This window comes from Sphingobacterium prati, assembly GCF_013167215.1.
Classification (GTDB): Bacteria; Bacteroidota; Bacteroidia; order Sphingobacteriales; family Sphingobacteriaceae; genus Sphingobacterium; species Sphingobacterium prati.
The window spans coordinates 15814-33149 of the sequence record NZ_JABJWY010000039.1 but is presented as its reverse complement, the minus strand read 5'-3'; the positions used below and the strand labels follow the sequence as shown (position 1 = coordinate 33149).

15 protein-coding genes are annotated in these 17336 nt (G+C 39.9%); 9 read left to right on the top strand and 6 right to left on the bottom strand.

Features of this window, described 5'->3' with window-relative positions; translation table 11 throughout:
• Positions 1-203 precede the first annotated feature (203 nt).
• The 4 genes from HPC41_RS23305 to HPC41_RS23290 all read left to right on the top strand — a co-directional run bounded on the left by HPC41_RS23305 (position 204) and on the right by HPC41_RS23290 (position 3753).
• On the top strand, positions 204-659 hold the full coding sequence (locus HPC41_RS23305) for a cupin domain-containing protein (RefSeq protein ID WP_246251001.1): 456 nt from the start codon (positions 204-206) through the stop codon (positions 657-659).
• Positions 660-875: 216 nt separating this feature from the next.
• Positions 876-1610 carry a hypothetical protein gene (locus HPC41_RS23300; RefSeq protein WP_172396506.1) on the top strand — a complete coding sequence of 245 codons (735 nt, stop codon included), beginning with the start codon at positions 876-878 and terminating at the stop codon, positions 1608-1610.
• Between the two features lie 8 nt (positions 1611-1618).
• A complete protein-coding gene (locus tag HPC41_RS23295) occupies positions 1619-2728 on the top strand; it encodes a hypothetical protein (RefSeq protein ID WP_172396505.1) in 1110 nt (369 codons plus the stop codon).
• Positions 2729-2760: 32 nt separating this feature from the next.
• Positions 2761-3753, top strand: coding sequence for a hypothetical protein (locus HPC41_RS23290; RefSeq protein ID WP_172396504.1), 993 nt, complete (start codon positions 2761-2763; stop codon positions 3751-3753).
• Between the two features lie 73 nt (positions 3754-3826).
• Here the strand turns inward: HPC41_RS23290 and HPC41_RS23285 are convergent, their stop codons facing one another.
• A complete protein-coding gene (locus HPC41_RS23285) occupies positions 3827-4936 on the bottom strand; it encodes a TFIIB-type zinc ribbon-containing protein (protein WP_172396503.1) in 1110 nt (369 codons plus the stop codon).
• 22 nt (positions 4937-4958) lie between these two features.
• A complete protein-coding gene (locus HPC41_RS23280; protein ID WP_172396502.1) occupies positions 4959-6107 on the bottom strand; it encodes an SPFH domain-containing protein in 1149 nt (382 codons plus the stop codon).
• A gap of 168 nt (positions 6108-6275) precedes the next feature.
• On the opposite strand from HPC41_RS23280, the gene HPC41_RS23275 reads away from it, so the two are divergent.
• From HPC41_RS23275 to HPC41_RS23265, 3 genes are all read left to right on the top strand, one after another.
• Complete coding sequence (locus HPC41_RS23275) at positions 6276-8129, top strand: DNA topoisomerase IV subunit B (protein ID WP_172396501.1); 1854 nt, start codon at positions 6276-6278, stop codon at positions 8127-8129.
• Positions 8130-8164: 35 nt separating this feature from the next.
• Complete coding sequence (purU, locus tag HPC41_RS23270) at positions 8165-9007, top strand: formyltetrahydrofolate deformylase (protein WP_172396500.1); 843 nt, start codon at positions 8165-8167, stop codon at positions 9005-9007.
• Positions 9008-9091: 84 nt separating this feature from the next.
• Entirely contained in the window at positions 9092-10870 is a 1779-nt protein-coding gene (locus HPC41_RS23265) for a hypothetical protein (RefSeq protein ID WP_172396499.1), read from the top strand.
• Positions 10871-10963: 93 nt separating this feature from the next.
• Here HPC41_RS23265 and HPC41_RS23260 read toward each other — a convergent pair whose 3' ends face one another.
• From HPC41_RS23260 to HPC41_RS23250, 3 genes are all read right to left on the bottom strand, one after another.
• Positions 10964-11869 carry a class I SAM-dependent methyltransferase gene (locus tag HPC41_RS23260; RefSeq protein ID WP_172396498.1) on the bottom strand — a complete coding sequence of 302 codons (906 nt, stop codon included), beginning with the start codon at positions 11867-11869 and terminating at the stop codon, positions 10964-10966.
• A 181-nt stretch (positions 11870-12050) separates the two neighbouring features.
• Positions 12051-12809, bottom strand: coding sequence for an ABC transporter ATP-binding protein (locus HPC41_RS23255; protein WP_172396497.1), 759 nt, complete (start codon positions 12807-12809; stop codon positions 12051-12053).
• A 9-nt stretch (positions 12810-12818) separates the two neighbouring features.
• Positions 12819-13553 (bottom strand): MlaE family ABC transporter permease, encoded by a 735-nt coding sequence (locus HPC41_RS23250; RefSeq protein WP_172396496.1) that lies wholly within the window; start codon positions 13551-13553, stop codon positions 12819-12821.
• Between the two features lie 244 nt (positions 13554-13797).
• On the opposite strand from HPC41_RS23250, the gene HPC41_RS23245 reads away from it, so the two are divergent.
• Both HPC41_RS23245 and ispG read left to right on the top strand, forming a co-directional pair.
• Entirely contained in the window at positions 13798-14745 is a 948-nt protein-coding gene (locus HPC41_RS23245) for a LiaI-LiaF-like domain-containing protein (RefSeq protein ID WP_172396495.1), read from the top strand.
• A 45-nt stretch (positions 14746-14790) separates the two neighbouring features.
• Positions 14791-16797: a (E)-4-hydroxy-3-methylbut-2-enyl-diphosphate synthase gene (gene ispG, locus HPC41_RS23240; protein WP_172396494.1), complete on the top strand. Its 2007-nt coding sequence runs from the start codon at positions 14791-14793 to the stop codon at positions 16795-16797.
• 84 nt (positions 16798-16881) lie between these two features.
• Here the strand turns inward: ispG and HPC41_RS23235 are convergent, their stop codons facing one another.
• Positions 16882-17313, bottom strand: coding sequence for a T9SS type A sorting domain-containing protein (locus HPC41_RS23235; protein WP_172396493.1), 432 nt, complete (start codon positions 17311-17313; stop codon positions 16882-16884).
• Positions 17314-17336: the final 23 nt, after the last annotated feature.

Sequence of the window (17336 nt, the reverse complement as noted above, 5' to 3'; positions counted from 1 at the left end):
TTTTGAAAACATGCCCTACCCCTTGCTGGCATATTTTATAAAAAAAGCATTTTGCTTAACGATTTTATCAAAGCTAAAACGGTTAACTAAAAACATTAATGATTTTTTTCTATATTTAGCTGCTGAATTAATGATCAATAAATTTTTAGAAATTTTATAACATGGCTATAGATAAAACCGCATTATTTGAGAAAGTGCAAGAAATGTTGACATCCAAAGGATTCAATATTGAGAAATCGGATGCAGCGCGCCCTTGGGGTGGCTTTTTTGTCATCGACGAATCGCAAGCACAGGAGTTCGCTAATGAGTATTTCGGAGGATTAGACGTTCAGGAATTAAAAATATCAGGAAAATTAAGTCCAAAAATTCTGATCGTCGCTCCAGACAAAAGACTTTCCTGGCAGTATCACCACCGCCGTGCTGAAATCTGGCGCGTTATTCAGGGCAATGTCGGAGTAATGGTTTCTGACACAGATGAAGAGTCTGTGGTATCAACATTAAAAGAAGGTGAAACAATCAGATTACGCCAGGGGCAACGTCATCGCCTCATCGGCTTGGATGGTTTCGGTATTTTAGCTGAGATTTGGCAACATACCGATGCGAACAACCCCTCAGATGAGGACGATATTGTTCGTGTTCAAGACGACTTTGGAAGATAAGCATTTCTTCCCGCTATTTTCACAAAGATTTCCAATTCACGATTGGAAATCTTTGTCATTTATAAAGACCGAAGTCTTCCTTACTGCAGTGTCCCCCATAATCATTTATGTCCTCGTTTTGACCATTATTTAATTTGATGATGATATGATCCAATAATTTTAGCCGCTACAATCCTAATTTTTACTATTTTAGTATAGTATAATAAACTGTCAATTATGAGTAACGACGAAAACAAAAGAAGTTCGGGAATATTAAATAGTCTTAAAAAATTAATTTTCGAAGATGAGCAGGCAGCTCCCAGCGCCCAACCTTCGGCTCCACCCGCACCGACAAAAGAAAAATTAAACTCCTCCACACCAACATATACGTCTGTACAGCAGCCAATAGCAACAAGTAAAACACCGCCTCCTATTCCAATTACGGCTAATGACGGCAGCACAGATCTCAAAGAAATGAAATTGAAAGTCTATGCCATTCTTGAAAAATTAAACGAACAAGGAGTCGATTTTTTTGAAGTGTGGAATGCTGCTGCCGCAATGGGAAAAGTAGAAGAACACACACTAAAAGCCGCGTATACTTCTCTCAAATTTGTCGATAGTTCATTATCAAAGGAAAAACTTATTGCAACTGGCACAAATTATGCTAACAAACTAAAAGATACCATTGCCAAAGAATCAGAACAGAAGAAAGATGAAAAGAGAAGGGCTGAACAGGAACGAACGTTGGAAATTGCCAATTTAAACAGTGAAATCAAAGCAATAACAGAAAACATTTCCAAATTGCAGATTGACCTCCAGAAAAAGCAAGGCGCATTGGGGCAAATTAATGAAAAGTACGAACCAAAAATTAAAGAAATCGATCAAAAAATAGCCATAGGCAATGCCGCTGTTGATGAGGTTATCACCGAAATACACAACGCTTTGCACATGATTAATCAATCAATCACATAACTAAATCAATGGAAAGAAAAGATCAATACATCAATATTCCCGCTGAAATAAAGACGCAACTCCCCATATTTCAAGTGTTGGGGGATCATTTACCTGCACAATTAAAGACTCCCGAAGCTAAAAAAACGGCTTCTACCATTTTCTTTTGGGCACTTTTGTTGGGTGGAGCATTTGCTTTTTTCAAATACCTTCCCGTTATGCTCGAATATGCAGGAAAGAGTATTTTATTTGTGATTTTCAGTATTATCCTAATTACCTTATTACTTTTAGCGCCCAAAATTATCGCCTTATTGCATCGTTTGGGCACGGTACTACTTTTCAAAGGTGAGAAATCTATTATTAGAAACAATCCGATCGAAACATTACAATTATTGTCTCGGGATGCCAAAGACACCTTAAAACGTGTAAAAGAGAAAATCAGTAATGTGGACGGTGTACGTATCGACATGATTCAAAGCGGCGAAACAGCCCAGAAGACTGCCGAAGAAAAGTACAGCTATGCGAAAAGATTTACAGCAGAAGCAGCCAATCTTGATGAAAAATCAAAAGAAGAAGCGAGCAGAAATAATGCAGAGAAGGCGAATGCTTATGCAAGAGATGCCAAGGAAACACGTACCAAAGCATTCTTACTGGGCAAAGAAGGAGAATCAGAGGAACAAAATGCGCGTAGCTACGTGCAATATGCCAACCAGTTTGCAAAAGTACTGGAAGTCCTCAAAGACAATGAAAGCGCAGCACGCATCTATGTAAGTACACTGGATAGCAGCATCTCTATCATTTCGAAAAAGCTAGAAGCTACGCAAAAAATGAAAAATGCGACGGATGGGCTTGCCGATGTATTTAATATTAAAGATGGCTGGGCTTTTCAAGAAGCGATGAATGCGGCTACAGGTGCTATTAGCCAAAATATAGCATCTATTCGATCCAACTTGGATTTCTTGGATCAGAATAATAATATTACCGTCGGTGGCGCCCCTTCACAGAGTGAACTTGAAGAATTTATCCGTAAGGTCGATGAACGTAACTTAAAAGTACTCAACGTCACTCAAATGGCTGACGCCAGTTACGAACTCAAACCCGATGAAAAAGTAGACAAAGGCTTTACACTACTCGATTAATTAATCAAAACAATATCATATTATTCAAAATTATGGAAGAGAAATCGACATGGGCCAGATTAAGATGGCCTATCAAAGCAATTATTATCGCATTACCTATCCTTGCTATTGGTTATTGGGCGATGCAGTCAGGCAAATTCGACGCAAATCCAACTATCAATAAATCAGACTCAACCAATATCAACGCCCCCAGCACAACAACTTCGGGATCAGAAAGCGCACGTTCATTCAGCTATCAACCGGAAAAACCAGTTGATGGTGAGTACAAAGGGGTTGTAGAAGTTGGCGCTTCTGGTTTCAATTCCTTTGTCGTCAATATGGACAAAGAAAACCGTTGGGAAATTATTTCCAAAGATTTTGGAAAATCCTTTGCTTACGAAGGTCTGGCCACCACCGAAGATATCCGTAAAGGACTAAAAGATTATATCGGCATGATGCTGGATAAAGGCGTGAAATCCAAAAACATCCATTTCGTGATCAGTTCTGGCGCGCAAAAAGAACCTAAAACAACTGTTATCAGTTCAGAACTTAGAAAGATGGGATTTGTTGTTAACTTGGTTACAGCCGAACAAGAGGGGAAATTAGCACTTAAATCCGTTCTTCCAAAAGCTTATGAAGAAAACTCCTTTGTTGTAGATATTGGTTCTGGAAACACCAAAATTTCTTGGATTGATGGCGACACCAAGTCTGTGGAAGCACCAGGTGCCAAGTATTACGAAAAAGATTTAAAGGATGACACGGTCTATGCGGAAGTAAAAAAAATAGGTGAGAAAATACCGTCCTCAAAAAGAGAAGTTTGTTTTATTATTGGTGGCGTTCCTTTCGAACTGGCATCGGAAACACGTCAAGGAGAAGAACGATTCACTGTATTAAACGATCCTACTTCTTATAAAGCGGACAAAATAAAAACAAAAAGCGGTGTCAACATCTACAAAGCGCTTAAAGATGCAACTAACTGCGATACTTTCGTATTCGATTGGGATGCAAACTTTACAATTGGCTTCTTGCTTTCATTGAATAAATAAAACATCTTACAGCAATAAAAAAGAGCTGTACCTAAAAAGTACAGCTCTTTTTTTAGTGTCTTTGCAGCTATTATTAACCCATAAAGCTCAACAGATAACACACAATAAGGATCAACAGCACCAAAAAAACAATTTTCCAAAAGCTATAAGGCCGCTGTCCGTACACCTTCCCATTGAAAGCATTGACCATGATCTGGTAGCTCTTGCCCTTATACTGATAAGCCGACAACCACACAGGTAACAAGATATACTTCAATTTGATCGACTTAAAATCACTATCAATAGTATCAATATCCTGGGTATCTCCGCCGATATCATTTTCGACCTGTCGTTCAATTTCGCGGTCCATAATCGCTCGTGCAGTCCGGGCTGCCACAATATGGTCGATACTAAATGTCTCCGCAATAAAACCACTCAGATACTGCTCGTTGAATGGCTTCAGATAACTCAAGTTCCAGGGGCCTATTTTATCCGAAAATTTTTCGGGCAGCGAGGTCGATCCAGAGATAACGATATCTCTAAATTGGCTGTATATCGTTCCCGAAGCAGGATACCAGTTCGTGCGGCGCTCTTCATATTCCTCTGTTTCACCGTCAGAATTACGTCGTGTCCGTGTCACATAATAGTATTCCCCACGGGATCCCTCGTAAGAAGAATGTACATCCGAATCATATGACCAAAATGGGATGTATACACCTTTCAAGCGATCATTCCGTGAATTGAAGATCCTTTTAAAATCATTGGGCGCAAACCAGACTTTTCCAGCCCATTGTGTTAATAAACCAAAGGCCTGTTTATAATCTACCGTAAAAGGCACAAGCCCATGAGGTTTAACGATGCGCCTTTGTTGATGGTCAATAACCAATGGTGATGCACAAAAGGCACATACAGCTGCTGTAACATGTGGATTCAACCTCGAATTCGCCCCACAATTACTACAGTGAACGACCTCTGTCAGATAACTGTACCGTTCATCTGCTACGCCTTCCATCGCTTCTCCAAACACTTTATAATCCGTTGCTTCAATCTCACCCCCTACCGCCAGGTTGTCCGTAATTTCGTTCTTAGTACCACAATACAAACATTCCAGATAGGAAGTCCCGGGCTGATAAGTCAATACAGCACCGCAACCTTGGCATTTTAACCCCCTATCTATTTCGGAGGTCTTCTCTTCAAAACTCATACGCGTGATAGCACTTAGATCGCTAAACTCCAGGAATTGGTGGTGGGGTCTGCGAAAACAAATCCTTCAATTCAATAATTTTATCAGCCTCGGTCCAGTTATCAAGCCCTTCTTTCCAAACTAAAGTTGAAGCCCTGAGTGTACCCTCCTCAAGCAAACCACGTAATTGTTCCTGATCGAATGGTCCTTCTTGTTTTCCTTTTAAAGCCAAGTAATAAGCAACTGCCTTGGGTAACGGCGGTGGTCCAACCGCTCCTGCTCTAGCGCCTGCGTCAGCCGCACCAGTAGGATTATTACCATCAAAACTATTTTGCTGAAACACATTCCCCATCTGTCCAACCATTCCTGCTCCCAAACCGGCGCCAAAACCAGCGCCAACAATACCACCACTGCTCGGGTTTTCCGCCGCTTTTTCCATGGAATTGGCAGCTTGAAACTGTGCATAAGCACCAAGGTTCCCAACCACCCCCATACTACTGCGTTTATCCAATGCTTTTTCAACCTCCTCTGGAAATGAGATATTCTCAATCAAAAATTTAGTCAGGCTTAACCCAATCTCCTCAAAGTCCCCAGCTATTTTTTGTTGGATCAATGCAGAAACTTCATCATAGTTCGAAGCTAAGTCCAAAGCTGGAATTTTAGATTCTGCGATGGCATCCATGCCTCTGGAAACCGCAATATTGCGTAATTGCTCTGTAATATCGTCGACGGTGAATACCGGAGTCGTTGCAACCAACTGTTTCATAAAAACAGGGACATCCTTTACCTGAAAGGAAAAATTTCCAAAGGCGCGAAGTCGTATCGGGCCAAATTCAGGATCACGTAACATGATGGGGTTTTTGGTTCCCCAGCGTTGATTCACAAATTGACGCAGGTTAATAAAATAGACATCAGCCTTAAATGGGCTGTTGAAACCATATTTCCAACCACGGATGGTTGTCATAATTGGCATGTTCTGCGTTGTCAGTTCGTATCTGCCAGGCTGAAATACATCTGCAACGACGCCCTCATTCAAAAATACCGCCGCTTGCCCCTCCCTTACGGTAAGCTGCGCTCCCATTTTGATTTCATTCTGATACCGCGGAAATTTCCACACGATGGTATCCGTACTATTATCGACCCACTCGATAATATCAATAAATTCATTTCTGATTTTATCAAATAACCCCATAAATATTTCGCTTTACAATTACTTACATTAAATGTAAACATTTCCCCGGAAATCCAGCAATTTTCTGAATATTATCAAAACCAGCCAATATCTAAAAAATTTAGTCTTCCATACTACAAATCGTGGTTTATTTTTTATACTTTTGTTAGCTAAGTTCTACATAAATTTATGAGTACATATAACGAAGACAGTATTAGGTCCCTGGATTGGAAAGAGCATATCCGCCTTCGTCCGGGAATGTACATAGGAAAGTTGGGGGACGGTTCGGCCTACGATGATGGCATCTATGTTTTATTGAAAGAAGTTGTCGACAACTCGATTGATGAGTTTGTGATGGGCGCCGGTAAAACCATTGATATCACCGTAAACGAAAACAAAGTTTCAGTACGCGATTATGGCCGGGGAATTCCAATTGGATCTGTCGTAGATGTAGTTTCCAAGATCAATACAGGTGGTAAATATGACAGCAAAGCCTTTCAAAAATCTGTTGGATTAAATGGTGTGGGTACAAAAGCAGTCAATGCATTATCCAGCCAGTTTACGGTACAGTCATACCGTCAAAATATAACACGTATTGCGCAGTTTTCCAAAGGAGAATTGGTGAATGACGAACAGAAAGACACTACACAACGGAATGGTACATCCGTAACCTTCTATCCAGACGATTCTATTTTCAGAAATTACAAATACCGTTCCGAATTTGTAGAGAATATGATCTGGAACTATGTTTTTCTAAACTCAGGTCTTACCATTAACTTTAATGGACAGAAGTTTATTTCTGAGAATGGATTAAAAGATTTATTAGAAAGGAATATTGATGCCGAATCCATGCGCTATCCAATCATTCACCTGCGTGGAGATGATATCGAGATTGCAATGACTCACGGGCAACAGTATGGTGAAGAATATTATTCCTTTGTAAATGGTCAACACACGACCCAAGGGGGAACACATCAAGCAGCATTTCGTGAGGCTCTTGTAAAAACAATCCGTGAATTCTACAAAAAAGAATTTGACGCATCGGATATTCGATCCTCAATTATTGGTGCTATCGCTATCAAAGTGCAGGAGCCGGTTTTCGAATCCCAAACAAAAACAAAACTGGGTTCCCAGAGTGTAGGTCCCGAAGGCCCTACTGTAAGAGGGTTCATTAATGACTTTGTCAAAAAAGCGCTGGATGATTACTTGCATAAAAATCCAAGTACAGCGGATGCACTTCAAAAACGTATTCTTCAATCTGAGCGGGAACGTAAGGATATTGCAGGAATCAAAAAATTAGCGAATGAAAGAGCTAAAAAAGCATCTTTACACAACCGAAAATTACGTGATTGTAAAGTCCATTTCAGCGATAAAAACGAACGCAACCAGGAAACTACGCTTTTCATAACCGAAGGTGATTCAGCATCAGGTTCAATCACCAAATCACGCGATGTGCAAACACAAGCGGTTTTCAGTTTAAAAGGAAAACCACTAAATTCTTATGGCATGTCTAAAAAAATCGTTTATGAAAATGAAGAGTTTAATCTCTTACAACATGCGCTCAATATTGAAGATGGACTAGATGGACTACGTTATAATAATATCGTTATCGCTACCGATGCCGATGTTGATGGAATGCACATCCGTCTGCTATTATTGACGTTTTTCTTACAATTTTTCCCCGATCTGGTCAAAGCAGGACATGTATCTATCCTCCAAACACCATTATTTAGGGTGCGAAACAAAAAGGAGACGATCTATTGCTACTCCGATGAAGAAAGACAAAAAGCGATTGCAAAACTAGGGGCGAAGCCTGAGATCACTCGATTTAAAGGGTTAGGTGAAATATCACCATCCGAGTTTGGCCTCTTTATCGGAAAAGATATCCGTCTTGACCCCGTCATTTTATCAAAAGACAATAAGATTCAACAATTATTAGAATACTACATGGGTAAAAATACACCGGACCGACAAAAGCATATTGTCGAAAATCTACGTGTAGAAGTAGACCTTGAAGAAGAACTAACAAAAAAAGCGGGTTAAATTAACCCGCTTTTTTGCAACCTACGACCAATTTCATGCAAAACCAAACCTTAATTCTGATCCAATGTCAAGATGCCGTTGGATTGGTAGCCAATATTTCCAATACACTAGCAAAATATCAGCTTAATATCATTACGATGCGGGAGTATGTTGATGAAGAAGCGAATAAATTCTTTGTTCGTGTTGTCTGCAACGGTTTATTTCCAGACCAGACACAGCTCTCCAATTCCTTGGCCGAAGTGCTTCCCCCCTCCGCTCAGATTCAAGTTAATCCTAGCAATCGAAAGAAAATTGTTGTCCTTGTCACCAAAGAACACCATTGCCTGGCAGATATCCTCGTTCGGCAACATTTTGAAACCTGGGGTGCAGAAGTACAGGCAGTCATCGGTAATTATGATACCCTACGTTCGTTTACGGATAAATTTGAGATTCCATTTCATTGTATTTCACATGAAGACCTGTCGAAAGAAGATTTTGAAAACCAGTTGATTGCGCAAATCAAACAATACACTTTTGATTATATCATTCTAGCCAAATTTATGCGTATCCTCTCCCCGCTATTTGTTGCGACATTCGAAAATAAGCTGGTCAATATCCATCATTCATTTCTACCTGCATTTATTGGTGCGAATCCCTACAAGCAGGCACATTCACGAGGTGTAAAAATCATTGGTGCAACAGCTCACTTTGTCACCGACCAATTGGATGAAGGGCCTATCATTGTTCAAGATGTGCGCCACGTCAATCATAATTACACCGTTAAAGACATGGTAACTGCAGGAAAAGAAATTGAAAGAGCAGTTTTAAGCAGAGCCATCCGTCTATTGAGCGAAGACCGTGTTATGCTCAACGACTATAAAACCATTGTATTTGAATAGTGATCACAATCATCACTTTAGCCCTGTAGTCGTTATTTTTTAATCGCGTTATTCTTGATTATTTCGTAAAAGAATTATTTAAGAATGACGCACACTTTTCATATCCCTGTATTAGGACTTGCCTTTTCAATCGACTCGGCAATCAAGGTTGCCCGTTATGGGATCTCAACGGTCATGTCTATTGTAGACGATGAGCTCATCGAGCGCATCCGGGCGTATTACTGCAAATTAAACCAAATAACCTATCATCCGGTTCACAGTAACGAACAAGATTATAGGGCTAACCGAATCACAGCTTATCTCAATCTCGTCAAAACCTTGGTGGACGGCCAGGTAGAAAAGCTAAAGCAGCAATCGTTTACCGAAGATTCTGAATTGACCGGATATTTTGAGTTATTACCGGAGTCTCATCCGGCCAGGCCGATCTATCATGCCATGCAAATTGAAACCAACCCCCTAATCAAAAAGCAGCTTCAGGATTTATTGACCACCTATGTAAAGCCCGGTGAGATCGATGTTAATATCATGTCCAAGGTCGATAAACTAAATTTCAAAAATGGGGTCGCCTTAGACCAAAAATACGCTGATGCACTGGCTGCGCTACGCGGATTCGCCAATTCAACGCTACATTCATCCGTCATTCTCTCCGCGGGAATGAACCCACATTTATACGCCTATCTTGCTGAAATACCTGTATTTTTCCCAAAAGGCGACAGCACTTTTGATAAGAAAGTCGTTTTAAAAGTCAGTGATTTTAGATCGTCCCTTATCCAGGCTAAATACCTCGCAAAAAGAGGCGTTTGGGTATCTGAATTCCGTGTAGAGTCTGGATTGAATTGTGGTGGGCATGCTTTCGCAACCGATGGTTTTCTATTGGGGCCCATCCTAGAAGAATTTAAAGAGAAAAAAGAGCAATTACAAAGAGAACTCTTTACCATTTATCAGGACTATTGGGCAACGCAAAAAATACAGCTAACCATTTCGCCCCAGATCAGATATACCGTACAGGGCGGAGTAGGTACTGCTACGGAACATCAATTTCTATTGGATTACTATGAATTTGATGCCGTAGGCTGGGGTTCGCCATTTCTAATGGTTCCGGAAGCTACTACTGTTGACAAGGAAACATTAACAGCTTTGGAAAACGCTACAAAAACAGATTTCTATTGTAGTGGAGCATCGCCTTTAGGCGTACCATTTAATAATTTTAGACCAAGTAGTGCTGAAAAGCTACGATTAGAACGCATCCAAAAAGGAAGGCCAGGAAGTCCATGCAAAAAGAAATACCTCATTGCCAACAAAGAGTTTGGAGAGAAACCGATTTGTACAGCTTCGCGTGCTTACCAGCATCAAAAAATCCAAGAGTTACAACAACAAATATTGCCAGCTGAAGAGTATAACAAGGCATTCGATAGCATCACCGAAAAGACCTGTCTCTGTGAAGGACTCGCTGCTCCGGCTTACCTCAAATACAACATTCAACAAAATAAAGAGCAGACGGCTGTTTCTATTTGCCCCGGCCCAAATCTGTTCTGGTTCAGAAAACAATATTCCTTAAAACAGATGGTTGATCATATTTACGGCCGGTTATCTATCTTAACGCACGCTGATAGACCCTTTGTGCTGATCAATGAATTAAATCTCTACATTGATTATATCCAAAAATATATCACGGACAATAAAGGTCAGTTCAATGATAAAAAAATAAAATATGTGACCAAATTCAAGGCTCAATTAGAGGCAGGAATAGATTACTATTGGAAACTACAACAACAGCCCTTATCCCTACCTAAAAGTATCGCGCAAACGATGCCCTTTCAGCTGGAAATGGCGACCATACGTTTAAATAACATTTCTATATGAAGCTGTTATTGGCCGCAAAAAATAAACGCGGGGCATCCATTTGATGTCCCGCGTTTACATTAATAACTTTAAGCGCAATTTCAACGGTAAGAATTATTGCGCAGTTTTACGGAATTTCCCGAAAACACCCAATGGCAGTTTTGGTCCCGCGGTAGCCTGCAGAAAAAGCTCTCCAATTTCTAAATTTTCTACCTTTGGAAAGGCTGTTTTGATTAAATTCTCAACAATGACCGAAGAGAAACCCAATGAATACGTATTTAAGATCAAGAAATGTTCTTTGGGATCCAACAATTGAACAACCTCAGTCATCATTTCCATAATATGGTCTTCGAGCTTCCACTTTTCTCCTTTTGGTCCATGTCCGTATGCTGGTGGATCCAAAATAATACCATTATACGTATTTCCACGTTTCAGCTCACGTTTTACAAATTTCAATGCGTCTTCAACCACCCAACGAATATTATCCAGATTGGAAATCTCCATATTTTCATTGGCCCAGGTAACCACTTGTTTTATCGAATCGACATGTGTCGTATCTGCTCCAGCGGCCTTGGCTATTAATGAAGCCCCACCCGTATAAGCAAAAAGGTTTAAGACTTTGGGTTTCTCTGTCTTAAACGAACGGACAGATTCCGAGATATAATCCCAATTGACAGCTTGTTCAGGAAATATCCCAACATGCTTAAACGAGGTAAGCCCTAATCTAAATTTGATTGCGACATCGTCGTTTTTATATTGGATATGCCAACGGTCCTGGATTTTCGGATTTTTTTTCAACCATTCTCCGGAAGTAGCTGAGCGCCCCTTAAATTTAATATGATATCGTTTGTTCCATTCTGCATCGCTTAAAGCTTTGGGCCATACAGCTTGTGGTTCTGGTCTAATTAATATTAGATCGCCAAAGCGTTCTAATTTTTCAAAATCACCACAGTCAATGAGCTCATAGTCTTTCCAGTGTTGTGGGGTCAATAGTTGTATATTCGTTGTTGCCAAAATCAAAATTTTCCGACAAAACTACGCTAAATTTCTTTTATATTGAAATTTAGCGTACACTCATCCTCCGTAGAAATAGAATCCCACACATTAAAAAAGGGAAAAAACATATAATCAAATAGCTTCACGACGTCCCAAGACATCAACAGTCTAATCCAGATTTAAATAAGGTGTATCAATTAATCTTTTATTGCCCCATAGAGGCTTTGGCACTTTTCATCAACGGGCTCGCGAATACAAAATTATTTAATTCCTCAACATCTGATCGCATCATATCCTTATTGGATCCCTCCCAAAATTTCTGTCCCTGATATAAAAACAAAATATACTCACCGATTCCCATAACAGAATTCATATCATGGGTAACAACGACCGTTGTGCACTTTAATTCTTGGGTAATTTTAAATACCAATTCATCAATTACAATAGAAGTTTCGGGATCTAGACCCGAATTGGGTTCATCACAGAAAAGATATTTTGGATTCATACTGATTGCACGCGCAATGCCAACCCGTTTTTTCATTCCCCCAGATAACTCTGCAGGATATAACTTATTTCGTCCTTCTAGGTTAACCTGCTCCAAACAATGGTTCGCACGATCTAATTTCTCCGATTTGGACATATCAGTAAACATATCCAAGGAGAACATGATATTCTGCTCTACCGTCATTGAATCGAACAAGGCTGAATTTTGAAAAAGCATACCGATTTCTTTACGGATTGGTACGCGCTCTTCAAAATTCATCCGGGTGAAATCCGTTTGATCAAACAATACCTTTCCCTTTTCTGGATGGTGTAATCCAACAATACATTTTAATAAGGTACTTTTCCCCGAACCGGAGCCACCAATAATTAAACTCACTTTCCCGGGTTCAAAATTAGCGCTAATTCCCTTCAAAACATGGTTATCACCAAAAGATTTGTTTATATTTTCAATTTGAATCATAGGATTTTTTTAAAGCATTAATGCTGTAATTACGTAATCCGCTGCTAGGATGGTAATACAGCCCACCACGACGGCTTCGGTACTCGCTTGCCCTACCTCGAGCGCCCCACCTTTCACTTTATATCCCTTATACGCCGATACTGACGTAATGATAAAACCGAACACAACAGCTTTTACGAGCGCTACGGTGACGGTAAAGCCATTAAAATTATCTTGAATACCTAAAATATAATCTGCAGGTGTTACAGCCCCAGATAATGAGCCCCCCAATAGCCCCCCCACTAATGCACATACGATCGCGATAATAACCAACATAGGAATCATAGTCACTCCGGCTAATATTTTAGGCAGGATGAGATATCCTGGAGCATTGATGCCCATAATCTCCAAGGCATCAATCTGCTCGGTCACGCGCATTGAACCAATTTGGGAAGAAATCGACGAGCCAATTTTCCCCATCAATACCAATCCCGAAATCGTAGGCCCTAACTCTAAAATATTTGAATCCCTATTAATAGAACCAATAATCGAATTGGGAATAAGATCAGAAACCATCTGAAAAGCGATCTGCATCGTCATTACCGCTCCAATAAAAGTTGAAATGATCACAATAAGTCCCAAAGATCCTATTCCAATATCGGTCATGGTCAGTATGGTCTCCTTCCAATAGATACGCCCTTTCTCTGGTCTTTTAAAGACTGACTTGAGCAGTATAAGATAAGCACCAATGTGATGAAAAATCATATTATCAATTTAAATTCTATGTATTACAAGCACCAAACTTTATGTTTGGCCCACGTATCCACTAAAGGTAATTAATTCCGCCAAATATATAAACAAGCGAAAACCTAAAAAGTAGGAGAAAATTAAAATTACTTACCGACCATTTCGTCACATTTACCGAATTTTTATGTATAATAGCCTAATCTTTCATACTGTGTCTAGCAAAGCGATTTACTTTTGGGGTACATAACAAACGGAATTAGTCATGAATACACAACGTATAACAACTGGAATTACAATTCTCTTTATAGGAATTGTCTTATTATTATCCCAGCTTAACAGCATTTCTTTCAATTGGGTTGGAATTTTCCGATATTGGCCATTATTCATTGTCCTTGCAGGAATACGTATGTTGGTACCTAAAGATCAACAAATAGGGCAGTTTATTGCTATCGGTGCTACCGTAGTCATCTTAGGATTTCTTACTTATATTGGTTTGTCTACTCCCAAAGAGCCACTATTAACGCAATTGTTAAAAAATAAGGGCGTACATATAGATATGGACGATCCAAACGATAAGACCGCGTATACAACACAAAAACTACAGGTTCCTTTGGACGATAAAATCCAACGGGCATCGCTAGACATCGATCTCGGAGCAACGTCTTTAAAGAACGATAGCGCGACAACTTCTGCAATATTTACCGCTTACAATACCTCTGATGATTATCTTCTAGGTATGACTACGCGTGGGGAATCTACAGATAAGATCAATATTAACTTAAAAGGTAAATTTAAAGATAAAGATTTTAACAGTAAAAACAACAATACGCATATCGCACTCAATCCAAATATTGTATGGAAGCTGAACTTTGATATCGGGGCAATTGATGCCAATTTGGACCTTTCAGCTTATAAGATTGAGCTATTGGATGTTGACGCCGGAGCGACAAGTTTAAAACTCAAACTTGGTCAACCTTTAGCGACGACCAAGATCGCTCTGGACGCCGGGGCCTCCTCCATCGAAATCGCAATTCCTAAAAATGCAGCATGCCGTATCACAAGTGATAATGCATTATCGTCCACAGATTATGAGGGTGATTTCTTAAAAACTGAGGGCTTAGTCAAATCCACTAATTACGACGCTGCAGCACAAAAGTTTGATTTCGATATTAATGGTGGGATTACATCCATAAAAATTAGAAGATATTAATTGACAACGAATTTTTAGTCAATAAAAGCTAACTTTGTGTCATATATGAACACAAGTAATATGTTGAGTTTACCCGGAATCTATTGTAATTCCAAGGTAGATTATTCGAGATGGAAAACGAGGGAAATTCAGATTGGTGATGTCCCTATGGGTGGAAACAATCCAATCCGTATTCAAAGTATGACGACTGTAGATACGATGGATACGTTAGGTTCTGTCGAACAAACCATTCGAATGGTAGAAGCAGGCTGTGAATATGTTCGTATCACCGCCCCAAGTATTAAAGAAGCTCAAAATCTAGCAAATATAAAAAGTGAACTTCGGAAAAGAGGTTATCATGTGCCCCTGGTGGCGGATATCCACTTTACGCCTAATGCTGCTGAAGTGGCGGCCCGCATTGTCGAGAAAGTCCGGGTCAACCCGGGTAATTACGCCGATAAGAAGAAGTTTGATCAGTTATCCTATACTGCGGAGCAATATAAATTGGAGCTAGAACGTATCTACACAAAGTTTGCACCGTTAGTAAAAATTTGCAAAGAGTACGGCACTGCCATGCGTATTGGTACAAACCATGGCTCTCTCTCGGATCGGATCATGAGCCATTATGGGGATACCCCCGAAGGAATGGTCGAATCCGCGATGGAATTTATCCGGATGTGTGAAGATCTTAATTTCCACAACCTTTGCATTTCAATGAAATCCTCTAACCCGCAAGTGATGGTCCGAGCTTACCGCTTGCTGGTTGAAAAGATGGTTTCTGAAAATATGAACTATCCCCTGCATCTTGGCGTTACAGAGGCTGGTGATGGAGAAGACGGCCGTGTAAAATCTGCAGTGGGGATTGGCACACTTCTGGAAGATGGACTTGGAGATACCGTAAGGGTCTCCCTGACCGAAGAGCCAGAACGCGAGGCCCCGGTAGCGATTGCATTGGTCAATCGCTATAGTAAGCGAAAAGCTGCTTTGGCCACTCATCCAAAACAAGAAATCGTACAGCTCGCAGCAGATCAGCCAACTGCGCCTTATCAGAGTCAAGAGGTCAATACTTTCATAGGTGGCTCACTGGTACCGAGAATTGTCGTAGATATAACAAATGAAAATCTGAAAGATGCCCAAGTACTTACAAAAGTTGGTTATCGTTATGATGTATTGTTGGACAAATATCATATGGGAGAACAATCCGTAGATTTTGTTTATCTGGGAGATCATTTGCCATCATTTAATATGCCAGCGAATTTAAAACAGGTATATAATTTTGCGACTTGGTCCAAACTAAAAGACAAAACAAATATCCATCCGCTCTATACATTAGAAGAGTTTGTCCAAACGGACAATAAGGACCACGTTTTGAATATGGTAAAAATTCGTAATACGGATTTAACAAGTCTACTCTTTGAATCATTACCTTTAGACAAGACCGTTGTATTTATATTAGAAACTGATCATCTACACGGAATGGCCGATCAACGGCAATTTTTTCGAAATTTGCAGGAAATCGGTATTGATAACCCCGTCATTATCAAAAGGTCATACCCAAAAGATGATTTTTCCGGGCCTATTGGCGAATTTATGAATCCAGAAGAACCAATTTCAAAAATACAGTTGTACACCTCCACGGATATGGGTGCTTTATTAATTGATGGTTTAGGTTCGGGTATCTGGATTGATTCTCCGGCCACACCATTAGAAAACATTGCATCACTTTCCTTCGGCATATTACAGGCAACCCGTTCAAGGATATCGAAAACAGAATACATCTCTTGTCCAAGCTGTGGAAGAACATTGTTTGATCTCCAAGAAACCACTCAAATGATCCGAAGTCGTACCAATCACCTTAAAGGCTTAAAAATTGGTATTATGGGCTGTATCGTGAATGGCCCTGGTGAGATGGCTGACGCAGATTATGGATATGTGGGCGCAGGCCCAGATAAAGTAACCTTATATAGGGGACAAGAAGTCGTCAAGAAGAACGTAAGCTCCGCGCAGGCATTGGACGAACTGATCAAGATCATTAAAGATGATGGGCTTTGGATTGATGAGCTACAGGAATAAATAAAATAAGGAAGGGGATCAAATGATCCCCTTCCTTATTTTATTATTATGTCGATTTTATCAATCGAGTCTTTTTGAATAGAATTAGCGCACAGAAAATCTTTTAACGACAGTCTCAGATCCTGCAACTACCCGTGCAAAATAAAATCCAGTTGTTAATTTTCCGCCATGTTCAAAAGAAAGGTTTTGAATACCGGCATCAAGATTCCCATTCATCAATTGTAAAATTTCATTTCCTAACGCATCCATGACTTTAATAGATACACTAGATGACTTTGCCAATTTAAATGAAAGATTGACCTGCTCAGCAATGGGATTATAGAATACTTTAACGTTATTAATCAGTTTCTCCGAATCCTTAGCGGTATTATCACCAAACACATCTCTACTATCCCAAGAAGCTTGCGAATAAGTATAGTCATTAGGAGACATCGCATACACTCGAGCTACCCCGCTACACAAGGTGAGTGCGGTAATAAGTGTTAAATAAGTTGCTTTAAGTAGATTTCTCCTCATAGTGTTAAATTAGACTTCAAATA